The 12,883-nt window shown below is 45.1% G+C and carries 15 protein-coding genes; 11 read left to right on the top strand and 4 right to left on the bottom strand.

Annotated elements, in window-relative coordinates; all coding sequences use genetic code 11:
• Window positions 1-22: 22 nt before the first annotated feature.
• Complete coding sequence (locus tag Q1V85_RS10690) at window positions 23-1,039, top strand: FKBP-type peptidyl-prolyl cis-trans isomerase (RefSeq protein WP_300599722.1); 1,017 nt, start codon at window positions 23-25, stop codon at window positions 1,037-1,039.
• A 98-nt stretch (window positions 1,040-1,137) separates the two neighbouring features.
• Window positions 1,138-1,437, top strand: a complete 300-nt coding sequence (gene trxA / locus Q1V85_RS10695; RefSeq protein ID WP_300599724.1) for a thioredoxin — start codon at window positions 1,138-1,140, stop codon at window positions 1,435-1,437.
• A gap of 70 nt (window positions 1,438-1,507) precedes the next feature.
• Here the strand turns inward: trxA and folP are convergent, their stop codons facing one another.
• The gene (folP, locus tag Q1V85_RS10700; RefSeq protein WP_300599726.1) at window positions 1,508-2,278 is read right to left on the bottom strand and encodes a dihydropteroate synthase; all 771 of its coding nucleotides are present in this window, start codon (window positions 2,276-2,278) and stop codon (window positions 1,508-1,510) included.
• Between the two features lie 151 nt (window positions 2,279-2,429).
• Between folP and Q1V85_RS10705 the strand changes: the two genes are divergently transcribed.
• From Q1V85_RS10705 to Q1V85_RS10720, 4 genes are read left to right on the top strand one after another with little or no spacing between them, the layout of a single operon-like run.
• Complete coding sequence (locus Q1V85_RS10705) at window positions 2,430-2,993, top strand: DUF1599 domain-containing protein (RefSeq protein ID WP_300599728.1); 564 nt, start codon at window positions 2,430-2,432, stop codon at window positions 2,991-2,993.
• On the top strand, window positions 2,990-4,123 hold the full coding sequence (locus Q1V85_RS10710) for a BT_3928 family protein (protein ID WP_300599730.1): 1,134 nt from the start codon (window positions 2,990-2,992) through the stop codon (window positions 4,121-4,123). Before Q1V85_RS10705 ends, Q1V85_RS10710 begins: the two co-directional genes overlap by 4 nt.
• Window positions 4,124-4,171: 48 nt before the next feature.
• Window positions 4,172-5,218: an ABC transporter permease gene (locus Q1V85_RS10715; RefSeq protein ID WP_300599731.1), complete on the top strand. Its 1,047-nt coding sequence runs from the start codon at window positions 4,172-4,174 to the stop codon at window positions 5,216-5,218.
• A gap of 44 nt (window positions 5,219-5,262) precedes the next feature.
• A complete protein-coding gene (locus tag Q1V85_RS10720) occupies window positions 5,263-6,309 on the top strand; it encodes a hypothetical protein (protein WP_300599733.1) in 1,047 nt (348 codons plus the stop codon).
• 53 nt (window positions 6,310-6,362) lie between these two features.
• Here Q1V85_RS10720 and Q1V85_RS10725 read toward each other — a convergent pair whose 3' ends face one another.
• The 3 genes from Q1V85_RS10725 to recF all read right to left on the bottom strand — a co-directional run bounded on the left by Q1V85_RS10725 (window position 6,363) and on the right by recF (window position 9,170).
• The gene (locus Q1V85_RS10725; RefSeq protein ID WP_300599735.1) at window positions 6,363-6,644 is read right to left on the bottom strand and encodes a DUF721 domain-containing protein; all 282 of its coding nucleotides are present in this window, start codon (window positions 6,642-6,644) and stop codon (window positions 6,363-6,365) included.
• 256 nt (window positions 6,645-6,900) lie between these two features.
• Complete coding sequence (locus Q1V85_RS10730; RefSeq protein WP_300599737.1) at window positions 6,901-8,019, bottom strand: heparan-alpha-glucosaminide N-acetyltransferase domain-containing protein; 1,119 nt, start codon at window positions 8,017-8,019, stop codon at window positions 6,901-6,903.
• 65 nt (window positions 8,020-8,084) lie between these two features.
• Window positions 8,085-9,170 (bottom strand): DNA replication/repair protein RecF, encoded by a 1,086-nt coding sequence (gene recF / locus Q1V85_RS10735; protein WP_300599738.1) that lies wholly within the window; start codon window positions 9,168-9,170, stop codon window positions 8,085-8,087.
• 326 nt (window positions 9,171-9,496) lie between these two features.
• On the opposite strand from recF, the gene pdhA reads away from it, so the two are divergent.
• From pdhA to Q1V85_RS10760, 5 genes are read left to right on the top strand one after another with little or no spacing between them, the layout of a single operon-like run.
• Window positions 9,497-10,492, top strand: a complete 996-nt coding sequence (pdhA, locus tag Q1V85_RS10740; protein ID WP_300599740.1) for a pyruvate dehydrogenase (acetyl-transferring) E1 component subunit alpha — start codon at window positions 9,497-9,499, stop codon at window positions 10,490-10,492.
• A gap of 25 nt (window positions 10,493-10,517) precedes the next feature.
• Window positions 10,518-11,216 carry a tetratricopeptide repeat protein gene (locus Q1V85_RS10745; RefSeq protein ID WP_300599741.1) on the top strand — a complete coding sequence of 233 codons (699 nt, stop codon included), beginning with the start codon at window positions 10,518-10,520 and terminating at the stop codon, window positions 11,214-11,216.
• Between the two features lie 2 nt (window positions 11,217-11,218).
• The gene (gene ribH / locus Q1V85_RS10750) at window positions 11,219-11,695 is read left to right on the top strand and encodes a 6,7-dimethyl-8-ribityllumazine synthase (protein ID WP_300599743.1); all 477 of its coding nucleotides are present in this window, start codon (window positions 11,219-11,221) and stop codon (window positions 11,693-11,695) included.
• On the top strand, window positions 11,695-12,138 hold the full coding sequence (locus Q1V85_RS10755; protein ID WP_300599745.1) for a hypothetical protein: 444 nt from the start codon (window positions 11,695-11,697) through the stop codon (window positions 12,136-12,138). The genes ribH and Q1V85_RS10755 overlap by 1 nt, the downstream gene beginning before the upstream one ends.
• Before the next feature lies 1 nt (window position 12,139).
• Entirely contained in the window at window positions 12,140-12,859 is a 720-nt protein-coding gene (locus Q1V85_RS10760) for a (Fe-S)-binding protein (protein ID WP_300599746.1), read from the top strand.
• Window positions 12,860-12,883 lie beyond the last annotated feature (24 nt).

The following is a 12,883-nucleotide window of genomic DNA, read 5'->3' on the forward strand; positions in this document are numbered from 1 at the left end:
AAAAAATAACACAAAAACAAAAATGAAACAATTACAAACAATCGGCCTGTGCCTGTTTACCGCAGTTGCTTTTACGGCCTGTAAAAATGCAGATTTTAAAACGACGGCCAGCGGTCTGAAATATAAAATCATTGAAGGCGGAAGTAAGGACTCTACAAAAACCGGCGATGTGCTGAAGTTTCAGGTAATTCAAAAAATTTCCGGCGCAAAGGATACAGTGATGTATGATTCCTATAATACCATGCCGGAATATATGCCCGTTCAGCAGCTGATGCCCGAACAAGCGAACTACAGCCCACTGGAAGTGCTGCCCAAGTTAAGAAAAGGCGACAGCATGATCGCTATTCTTTTTGTAGATTCTCTGATCAGTAAAAAACAAATTCAGGAAGCACAAATGCCTCCGTTCCTGAAAAAAGGCGACAAAATAACCTTTACTTTTAAAGTGCTGGAAGTATTTAAGAAAGACAGCCTGGCAATGGCAGACCGTCAGAAAGAAGGCGAGGCATATCAGAAAAGAGAAGAAGCCAAACAAAAAGCAGTAGTAGATGCATTTGAAAAAGCTGGTGGAAAAGATAAGCAGATCAAGGATATGGAAGAATATCTGAAAAAGAAAAACATCACTGCTGTAAAATCGGCACTGGGAACTTTTGTAAAAATAGATAACCCCGGTACTGGTGCACAGGTAGCTGATGGTAAATTTGTAACCCTGAAATATGCGGGTAAAACTGTAAATGGCGACAAGCAATTCGATGCCAATACCATGACCGCACAGGTAGGTTCCGGCGGAACGATCCCTGGTTTTGAAGATGGCCTGAAACAGTTTAAAGAAGGCGGAAAAGGGGTGATCTATATCCCCGGATTTTTAGCGTATACACAGGGTGCACCTCAGGGCGCTCCTTTCAAAGCATATGATGCGCTGTACTTTGAAGTAGAGATCACACATGTTGGAGATGCTCCGCAGCAACAGCAGCAGCCCGTTATGCCTGTACCGCAGGAAGCTCCGAAGGTTGATACTGCAAAGGCCGGTGGCAAAAAATAAGCGTATTTAACCGAATGATTGTTAAAGGCTACCCTCAAAAGGGTGGCCTTTTTTATTTGAAATGGTGCGATTGTTGATACTTTTGTAAAAACAAAGAGATGGCAGCTACATTTCAAACACTGATTAATGGCGAAAAACCGGTATTGGTAGATTTTACCGCTACCTGGTGTGGCCCCTGTAAAATGATGAAGCCGGTATTGGAAGAGGTGAAGTTGAAGGTTGGTGAAAATGTAACCATTATAAAGGTAGACATTGACCAAAGTCCGCAGGCGGCATCCTTTTATCATGTACAAAGTGTACCAACTCTCATACTATTTAAGAAAGGACAGATCGTGTGGCGGCAGAGTGGTGTACTGCCGGCTGGCCAGTTAACGGCTGTTCTGGAATCGAATATTTAGACAGCAAAAAGGATGCACAGGAAGAAGTGCAGCATGTCTGCAACAGTAATGCGTCAAAGGAAGGCAACTACTAATGATAGTGCTGCAGCAAAATAATGGCTTCCATCGCTTCCCGAACATCGTGTACCCGGAGAATGTTGGCGCCGTTCATCAGGCCGATCGTATTCAGAACGGTTGTGCCGTTCAGTGCGTCTTCGGCCGTTGTACCCAATGCCCTGTAAATGGTTCCTTTACGGCTTACGCCTAATAATAGGGGGCAGTTCAGTATGGAAAACTGTTGCAGGTTTTTTAAAAGTGTAAAGTTGTGTACGCTGGTCTTCCCAAAACCAAATCCCGGATCAATAACGATATCCTTTACACCCACGCTTCTTAACAGTGCCAGCTTCTCTATAAAAAAGTCGAGCACTTCCTGTGTCACATCATCATAATGGGGCTGCTGCTGCATTGTATGAGGGCGCCCCTGCATATGCATCAGCACATAAGGCACTTTAAGTGCTGCAATTGCCCGAAACATGTCGGGGTCGATGCTTCCGGCACTGATATCGTTTACAATGGCCGCACCGGCGGCAACGGCTTCTATGGCTACAGTACTGTAAAAGGTGTCGATAGAAAGAATGGCCTCGGGAAATGCCTTGTGCAGCGCCATTACTGCCGGTATCACAGCCTGAGCCTCTTCCTGTGCCGACAGGGTACTGCTGCCGGGCCGCGTGCTTTGGCCGCCGATATCGAGGATGGTGGCACCGGCATTCAGCATTTTTTCTGCTGTATCTAATAAGGAGTTGCTTTCCTGGTGCCGGCTGGGTGCATAAAAAGAATCCCGGGTCATATTTAAAATGCCCATTACAACTGGCTTTTGAAGCGAAAGCAACTTTCCCCGGCAATTAAGCGTAAACATCCCGATTTGTTTGTTATTTTTGAGCGTAAAGATAAGATCTTGTTTTTGGTTTGAAGCCGGCACTGCCGGACGATTTAAAGTTTGAGGAAATACGGTTATGAATAAAACAAATACACAATACGAAAAGGTGATCAGCGAATGTAGGAATGTGTTTTTAAAGAAAAATAAGGACTACGGAACGGCCTGGAGGGTGCTCCGGACTATTTCTATTGTAGACCAGATCTATATCAAAGCCCAGCGTATCCGTACCATACAGGACCTGAAACAACAAAAAGTAGCCGATGATATTGCCGGTGAATTTAAGGGCATTATCAATTATGGGGTGATTGGGTTGATACAACTGGAACTGCCAAAAGATGCTCCGGCAGATCTGGCGGAAGAAACTGTACGGGCATATTATGAACAATATACCGGCGCAGCCAAAAAGCTGATGCAGGATAAAAATCACGACTATGGCGAGGCCTGGCGGAGTATGAGCCAGGAAAGTTTCGTAGATCTGATCCTGATGAAATTGCAGCGCATCCGGCAGATCCTCGATAATGATCATAAAACCCTGATCAGTGAGGGAATTGATGCAAACTATAATGATATTATTAACTATGCTGTTTTTGCATTGATCTTGCAGGATGAAGCAAACAGCAACAAACAGGAAACGGCATGAAGATACTGGTAGCAATTGCCCGGGTCATTGTAGGGGTTCTGTTCATTTTTTCGGGCCTTATTAAAGCCAATGATCCGATCGGGTTGAGTTATAAAATGCAGGAGTTTTTTGAGCTCTGGAAAATGAGCTCGTTAAATGGCATCACCCTTACCTTATCGGTTCTCATGATCGCTTTTGAGATCATTGCAGGAGCAGCATTACTGCTTGGATGGAAAAAGAAATGGATCGCCTGGTTATTGCTGCTGCTGATTGTATTTTTTACATTCCTGACCGGCTATGCATACCTGTCTGGCAAGTTTAGCAATTGCGGTTGCTTTGGTGACTGTATACCCATTACTTCAAAAACCTCGTTTATCAAGGACCTGGTATTGCTGGTGCTGATCCTTTTCCTTTTTGTAAATCTCCGGTATATCCGTCCTGTTTTTTCGGGAAAGACAACCGCTTTATTAATGATCCTGGTTACCGTGTTTTCCTTTGCAGGGCAGTGGTATACACTGAAGTACCTACCAGTGCTGGATTGCCTGCCCTTTAAGAAAGGAAGCTTCATTCCCGGCAAACTGAAAATACCCGCTAATGCTGTTCCTGACAGTACGGAGATCATGTTTGTATATGAAAAAGACGGTAAAAAGATCGAATTCAACGCGGAACAATTCCCGGCCGATTTTAACGACAGTACCTATAAGTTTATTAACCGTTATGATAAACTGATCAAAGCCGGTTCCAACAATATTCCGGAAATCCGTGGTTTTGATTTTGTAGATGCCGCTGGAAATAATGTTACTCAACAACTCCTGGATGCAGGTAATATCCTGCTATTATTTAATGAAGATCTGTCGCATCCGGTAAATGACTGGAAGGGCAGGTTTGAGCCCATTTATCAAAAGGCCCGTGAGCTGGGAATACCGGTATATATAATCAGCAGTACGGCTATACCGGTAAAACAAGCCATTGCCGGCACTTCGTTTAAAGACCTGGAGGTATTGGCAGGCGACCGGGTAATGATCCGCATGGCGGCAAGGACCAATCCCACTTTATACCTGTTGAAAAAGGGAACGGTTGCCGGAAAATGGAGCTATAAGAATTTTGGGGAAGCCTTAAAAGAACTGGAAACAATAAAGACAGCGCATTAATATTTTGGCAATCACAACAACCACTCATCAAGTAGGCAGTTCCCTTTTATGTTAGGATACATTTTCAGAAAAGCGATATATGGCATACTGGTGATGGCCGGGGTAGTGCTGCTGGTGTTTTTTCTATTCCAGGGTTTTGGTGATCCTTCGCGGTTGGTAATGGGACAGAGCGGTGATCAGAAAACGCAGGAGAATATCCGCAGGGAGCTGTACCTCGATCAGCCCAAATGGAAACAATTCCTGTTATATGTAAATGACGTATCACCACTGGCAATACATAGCCGGGAGGAGATCGCTTCAAAGAAATTAAAAGGTTTCTTTGTTGGCGGTGAAACAAAGCTGGCGTTAAAAGTACCCTACCTGCGCCGGTCTTATCAAACAAAAAGAGCCGTAACGGGGGTGCTTATGGAAGCCCTTCCCGGAACACTCATGCTGACGCTGGCTGCAATGGCGCTGGCGGTTGTTATTGGAATTCCTTTGGGAGTAGTAGCGGCTGTCCGGCAGAACTCCTGGCTGGATACCGGGGCTATTTTTTCAAGCATTGTAGGTATTTCGGCCCCGTCCTTTTTTATGGGGATCATTATTGCCTATGTTTTTGGGTTTGTATTTACAAAATATACCGGGTTACATATTACAGGCAACTGGTTTGATATTGACCCGGTAACAGGGCAGCGGGTACTTACTCTAAAGAACCTGATCCTTCCTGCTATCACACTGGGAATACGCCCGCTGGCCATCATTACCCAGCTCACCAGAAGTGCAATGCTGGATGTGCTGGACCAGGATTATATCCGTACCGCGTATGCCAAAGGATTGCATAAGCGAACGGTAATATGGAAGCACGGATTGAAAAATGCATTGAACCCGGTCATTACAGCGGTTACAGGCTGGTTTGCGGAGTTATTGGCCGGTGCTTTTTTTGTGGAGTACATTTTTGGCTGGCAGGGAATTGGAAAAGTAACCGTGGATGCGCTGGAAAAGCTGGATTACCCGGTGGTAATGGGCTCCGTACTGATTTCGGCAGCCTTCTTTGTGATCATGAACATCGTTGCAGATGTGTTGTACGGGGTATTTGATCCAAGGGTCAGGATCTGAGGATGAAAAGATGAATGGATTAATGATGCTATTTAAAATCTAACATGAAACAAAACGGTTTATTATTGCTTGTGATGATCCTGCTTTGCGGAGTGGTTGCAGCGCAGGAAGATACTTCGAAAGCCGCGCTCCGGAAAAAGTATGAGGATTCTGATATACATAAGGAGCTAAAGAAAAAAATGACCACGGATCGCAGTTACCCGGATAGCATCATATTAGCACCGTTGCATTTTATCAATACGACCATTACATTGGATACACCTGCCGTATTCTTTGAACGTTTTTCCATGGAGGTGCATATCAGTACCCCTATACCGGATGATTACCGTTTTTATATTTCTCCATTCAACGGAACACTTAACGGTATGCAGTTTTACGGGGGAATACAGACGGCATCCGACGGGAAGCCGGTAGATGGTGGCAGCAGTCAGGGCATTGGGCGGGGGGGCATTTTCTCGCGGTGGATGGAACGGAATAAAAATGCATTAAAAACAGACGGCTACTATGCCAGCAGCGATGCCGAAGGCGATTTTATCAGCGTACGCAATAAGGTGAAATGGGACAAAGGAAATTACCGCCTTACGTTGTATAAGTCGGGTTATGTGCCCGGAAAACCGGTGCCCGATTCGTTTGTATCAAAAGCGCTCTTTTTCTCCTGGGGCGAGTATGAACATAGTTGGGTAACGATGGAAGTAGAAGATCTGGACCGGCAGGACACATTCGTTATCGGTGCGCTTGCTTTTCCCGGGAAAAAGCTGCGGTTTGGCCGCTGGGAAGGCATTTTCCTGGAGCAATACGGAACGGTCATCAATTTTGGGTCATCCAGGCCCGCTATCGGTGGAAAGATCACCAACTATAAAGATCTGCCGGTGGTGCGTTTGAGTATCGGCAACATAAAATTGAACGGAAAGCCGATTCATCCGCTGAAGGTGCAAACCTATCATAATCGTACGCATCACCCCGAACAATCAAAAATACCCATGCGGCTGCCCCTGTTGTCCAAATCATCTTATAATGCCCAAACCGGGGTGATTGAATATGAGGTAGGCGCCTTTCAAAGCTGGCAAACGCCATCCACCCCCGATCTTTAGGATTTGCAATTGGCTATTTAATAGTTGAAATTTGGGATTTGGTTCTTGCGGCCTTATTTAACAATGATCTCTTTGATCACCCGTTGTCCAAGGGCCTCGTTTACCCGTTGTATGATCTTTTCGCGCTGGTAGATCAATTCGTTTTTAAGCGGAGCAACCGTTGTGGAAATGATTAATTTATCGCCAATGATCTGTAGTTTATCGGTATACCGGGCTACCGTTTTGCCCATGATCTCTTCCCAAACCCCGTCGATGCGCAGGGCTTGTATATCGCCTTTGATACGGCTTTTATTCAAAAATTCATTCAGCGCTTCTCCTAAAGAATATTGTGCCACGGTTCAACTGTTTCTGCAAAGGTAACTTATTAAAGGAAGGATACAAATACGGCTCGGTTAGGTCATTCCGGAAGATGCTTTACGGATGTAGTGGGGTTTTTACTTTTTCAGCAGTTAAAATTTTACCGCTAAGTGCAGGAAACGCTATTAGAATTGGATGAATCATAGCCGAAAACGCTTTACAGACTTTGCGAAAAAACCTTTGGTTCATTGTGGTTAAATTTTATAACAATACGGGTCGAAAGTATATACCGTTTTATAGCCGGATAAATATTTTTCTTTTATACAGAACATATCCCGCCAGCCAGCAACAAAGCATAAAACTTACAGACCATAACAGCGAGGGAACAGGACCGGTTCCAAGCTGCCCCCAGGTAGCAGTATAAAGCGCTTTAAAAAGCGACTGCCGGTCTGCCGTATAATAGCTGGACAGCAGGATGGGGATCACTTCACTAAACAAGTAAATAAACAGCGCATTTTTACCAAAGACCTCAAAGAAATGAACGCCCAGGCGTTTGCCTTTGAAATCGATGAAATACAGTATGACGGTCAGGATCAGGCAATCAAGGCCGGTTGTAACGCATACAAAACTGCTGGTCCAGAGTTTTTTATTAATGGGGAAAACAAGGTTCCACAGATATCCCGCTGATAAAAGCAGGAATCCGGCAATGGCCAGCAATGCCAGCATTTCATAACTCCGCGGATTCTTTTTAATATGGGCACCGGCAAGATAACCGATCAACACATTTACAATGGCCGGCAGGGTACTAAGCAAACCCTCGGGATCAAATGCGTTTTCCGGTCCTTTTTTATACAGGTGGGATGGGGTTAGTGTAAGAATATCCAGCCTGGTAGTTGCAGCCCCGTTGAGGGTATAGTCGCCAAAAAATGCAGACAACAGCCAGTAGCCCAGCAACAGGCCGGCCGCCATAAAAAGGATCGTTTTACGGGAGGAAAAATAAATGATCAGTGCGCCGATCCCATAGCATAGGGCAATACGTTGCAGTACACCAAAAATGCGGGTTTGGCTAATAGGAAAAGGCGTAATATGATTTTGCGGATCTATTTTTACAAACGGTAGCCAGTACATCAGGTAACCGATCAAAAATAGCAGCAGCGTTCGTTTAAGTATTTTAATAATCACCGTTTGGCGGGCTTGCTGCTCCCATTTTGATGTTGAAAAACTGATGGCATTGCCCACCGCAAATAGAAAAGAAGGGAATACAAGATCGGTTAATGTAAATCCGTTCCACTGTGCATGCCGCAATTCCTGGAAAGGGTTGGGCCCACCGGTGTTCACAATAATCATAAAACAGATGGTAAGGCCCCGGAAAACATCAAGGGCAAGAAAACGCGCCGGCGTAGATTGGTTCATACAAAAACGGGTTGATGGAAAACTGATAATGCTTTAAAATTAATGCGAAATGAAATGTGCACCAACTAAAGTTCTACCAGGTGTACATCCACACCAATGGCCTGCATATGTTGCAGTACCCGTTCTTTATTCGTATCGGTAATAAATACCTGGCCATCCTTTTCTGTGCATACCTGGGCCAGCAGGCTGCTGATGCGGTCCTCATCCAGTTTTTCAAAAACATCGTCCAGCAGCAGGAGCGGTGTAAATTTTTTTTCTGCAGCCAATACCTCCAGTTCGGTAAGCTTCAGCGCAAAAAGCAGGCTTTTCCGCTGGCCCTGTGAGGCAATATTTTTAAAGGACTGATTTCCCAGCTGCAGGGTGATATCATCCCGGTGAATGCCCAGGGTAGTACGTTGCAGCACCAGGTCTTTTTGTCGTGCGGCTTTTAACAGTTCATCAAAACCGGCTTCCAGCAGCCGGCTTTCGTAAAGGAGGGAGAGGTGTTCCTCCCGTTGCGCAATTTCTGTATACATCCGTTTTACACGGGGCAGGAACGCAACCATAGCGTCGCGTCTTTTATTAAAGATGAAATTACCCGCCGGTATCAGTTGTTCGTCCAGAACGGAAAGCAGCGATTCGTCCAGTGATCCGCTTTCGGCGGCGGCTTTCAAAAAACTGTTACGCTGCTGCAGCAGTTTGTTGTAAAGGATCAGCTGCCGCAGGTATTCCGGATCCAGCTGGGAAAGCAAGGCATCCATAAAGCCCCGGCGCTCTTCACTGCCTCCGGTAATGAGCACGGCGTCATCGGGTGCAATGATCACACAGGGGTACCGGCCGATATGCTTTGAAAATTTATCGTAGAGCTCACCATTTACCGAAAATTCCTTTTTACCCGTTTCCCGTAGAATGCAGGCCGCAGTTTCTGCTTGACCATTTAGTTCAAAGGCACCATCGATCCGAAATCCGCGGGCAGCCTGCTGCACGTTAACCGCATCGGTATTGCTGAAATAACTTTTGGTAAAACAGAGGTAATGGATCGCATCCAGGATATTGGTTTTACCAACACCGTTTTTTCCACAAATAGCCACCACCTTTTTTGGAAAAAGAAAACTCCGGTTGGTGTAGTTTTTAAACTGGAGCAATGATATGGAATTGAGCTGGAACGACATGATGCTGGTCTCTGCTGGCTAAATTACTAATTGTCATTCTATTGGCGGTATAATTTTCAAAAAGCGGGTGTACAAAATCGCAGGGAACTTCAAAATGGCGCCAGGCGGTTGAAAAATGACCCATGAAGTGGCGCGAAACGGCTGAAAAACAACTTCAGCGCTTCATTGGCCAACGGGGAAAAGGCCGGTGCCTGCTGCACTTCAGGCCGAAACAAAACGCAGGTTTCTACCGGTTTAAAAAAAGTAGATAAAATGATACCAAGTGGTATCATAAGGGGATAGAAATCAGAAATTTTCCCTTACTTTTGCTACTCAAATTTTTAGCCGTGGCAACAAAATTTTCAAAAGAAACCTACCTGTACTGGTATGAATTGATGCAGCTGATTCGCACGTTTGAGCTTACAGCAGAGGAGAAATATAAAATGGAAGGAAAGATCCGTGGTTTTTTCCATGCCTATGTAGGGCAGGAGGCCATTGCTGCGGGTTGTATGACTGCCACTAAACCGGAAGATATTTTTATCACGGCCTATCGTGATCACGGACTGGCCATCGCCAAAGGCGTTTCGCTGGACAGCTGTATGGCTGAATTATATGGCAAGGCCACCGGTTGTGCCAAAGGTAAGGGCGGCAGTATGCACTTTTTTGGTAAAGAACAGCATTTTTATGGCGGGCATGGTATCGTAGGAGCGCAGATCGGCACTGGTACCGGACTGGCATTTGCTGAAAATTATAAGGGCACAGACAACGTGGTACTTTGCTTCTTTGGAGATGGTGCTGCCCGTCAGGGAATTTTACACGAGTCCTTTAATCTGGCCATGTTATGGAAGTTACCCGTAATTTATATTTGTGAAAATAACAATTATGCGATGGGTACTTCTGTGGAACGTACTTCTAATATTCACGATATTTACAAGCTGGGATCGGCTTATGAAATGCCATCTGAAGTGGTAGACGGAATGAATCCCGAAACCGTTCACGATGCCGTGGCTAAAGCCGTTAAGCGGGCACGGGAAAAAGGCGGACCTACCTTACTGGAAATTAAAACTTACCGTTATAAAGGACACTCTATCAGTGATCCGCAAAAATACCGCACCAAGGATGAAGTAGACGAATACAAATCCAAGGATCCGATCAACCTGCTGCGGAAAAATATCCTGGATGGCAAAGTGGCTACCGAAGCACAGGTAAAAGAGATCGATACGCGTTGCGATGAAGTAGTGGCGGCTTCTGTGGTATTCGCCGAAGAAAGTCCGTTCCCTTCAGATGACGAGGTACTGAAGGATGTATACATGGACCAGAACTATCCATTCATTGTAGATTAAAACTAACTAAATAATATATATCAAAATGACAGATAAGCGAAATAATGAAGCTGTAAACGAGCATGTTGCGGATTCAAACGCTGTTGATAATTTAAAAGTATTCTGGCTGAAGAACAGTAAGAAAATTGCCGCTGTCCTGGGTGTAATCGTGGTATTGGGAGGCGGATACCTGCTTTATAAAACCTTTGTGCAAAAGCCAAAGATCGAAGAGGCGCTGGATAAAAGCTTTAAGGCAGAACAGTATTTTAAAAAGGACTCCTTTAATCTTGCCTTGAATGGCGATGGTGTAAACCCCGGTTTTATAGCGATCTCAAAAAAATACAGTGGTACTCCTACCGGCAACCTGGCAAATTTCTATGCCGGTGTGTGTTATGTAAAGCTGAATCAGAATGATAAAGCGGTTAGCTTTCTGAAGGATTTCAAAACCGATTCAAAACAGATCCAGCAGCGTGCCTATAAATTGTTGGGAGATGCTTATGGTGACATGGGCAAAGGTGCCGAAGCACTGGACAGCTATAAAAAAGCCTCAAAGGAATTTGAAGCGGATCAAACCGCCAGTGCGGATGCATTGTTTAGCGCAGCTTACCTGGCGCAGCATGTTTTGAATAAAAAGGACGAGGCCATTGGCCTTTATAAAGAATTAAAAGAAAAATATCCGCGTACTCAGCCAGGGTTTGATGCTGACAAGTATCTGGCCCAGTTAGGCGTTTATAATGTAAATTAAAAATGGCAACACAAGGAAACAGTTCTTTATATCATATTGATGCAGGCATTCTGAAAGAGAATGCCTGTGTTGTTTTAGTTAAAACCGAATGGAATGCAGCTATTGTGGATGCATTGGAAGACGGTTGTAAACGGATCTTTGATCAATATAAGATCCGGTATCAGACCCTGGTAGTGCCGGGTGCTGTGGAATTGCCCTTTGCTATAAAAAGGCACTGGGAGCGGACTAAAGAAGGTGCTGCCCCGGATGCGTTTATCGCCCTGGGCTGTGTCATTAAGGGCGATACTCCGCATTTTGACTATGTATGCGATGCTGTAACCCAGGGAATATTACAGCTGAACCTGATGTTGCCGGTACCCACCATTTTTGGAGTACTAACGGTAAATACCGATGAACAGGCACAGGAGCGTATTGGCGGTGCACATGGGCATAAAGGCGAGGAAGCCGCCATTACTGCGCTGAAAATGATTCATTCATAATGATTGAAAGAAGCTTCTTTTTCCCTTGCCTGCTGGCTATATTGCTGGCCACTTCCTGTAATGAACCAGGAACAAAAAAGGATGCGGGTGGCGATAGTCTTATGACCGCAAAAACGCCGGTGCCGGATACGATAGACGCTGTTCCGGTTATCCGGAAAGTAACGGAGGCTGAAGTGCTGGATAGTTTGCGCAAGGTTCCGTTTGTTGCAGAAAGCCACCGGTATATCGATTCATTCAGTCACCACAAACATGGTATCGCATTTTTGATCGATACGGTTTCTGATAAAGAAGTTAACTTTAGAGCCGGATATAACGGCGATCTGCGTTTTGAGACCTATTATTTTTTCACCGTGAATCCTCAGAATTTCACTATAAAGGTGATGGAACCGGTTAGCGGCGATCAGCTGACGATTGCCGAATATCAAAAAGTTCAACAGCAATAAAATGAACGTACAGATTTTCATACCCTGTTTTGTAGATCAGCTTTACCCGGAAACCGGCTTTAACATGGTAAAAGTGTTGGAGAAGTTCGGTTGCACGGTTCGTTATAATGGAAATCAGACCTGTTGCGGACAGCCGGCTTTTAATGCCGGCTTTCGCGAAGAGGCGAAAGCCGTTTGTTCCAAATTTATCAATGATTTTAAAGGCAGCGATTATATTGTAGCTCCCAGTGCCAGCTGTGTAGGTTTTGTACGCAATTATTATCCCACGCTTTTTGATAATTCTTCCGTACATAATGAAGTAAAAAACCTGGGCGCAAGGATCTTTGAATTTTCCGAGTTCCTCACCCATGTGCTGAAGGTAACAGATACCGGTGCCACGCTGAAGGGTAATGCCACGTATCATGACAGTTGTGCCGGCTTACGGGAATGCAAGATCAAATCGGAGCCCCGGACCCTGCTTTCCCATGTACGCGGATTGGTATTAAACGAGCTAAAAGATGTAGAAACCTGCTGTGGTTTCGGAGGTACTTTTGCCGTAAAATTTCCTTCTATATCCATTAATATGGGGGAACAAAAAGTAGAGAACGCCATTGCTACCGGCGCCGATTACCTCATCAGCACCGATCTTTCCTGCCTGATGCATTTGCAGGGCTATATTGATCACAAAAAATACGCCATTAAAACCATGCACCTGGCAGATGTACTGGCCAGCGGCTGGTAACAGCAGGCGATGGGCAGTAACCTG

Source organism: Niabella sp. (assembly GCF_030150205.1).
Taxonomy (GTDB): Bacteria; Bacteroidota; Bacteroidia; order Chitinophagales; family Chitinophagaceae; genus Niabella.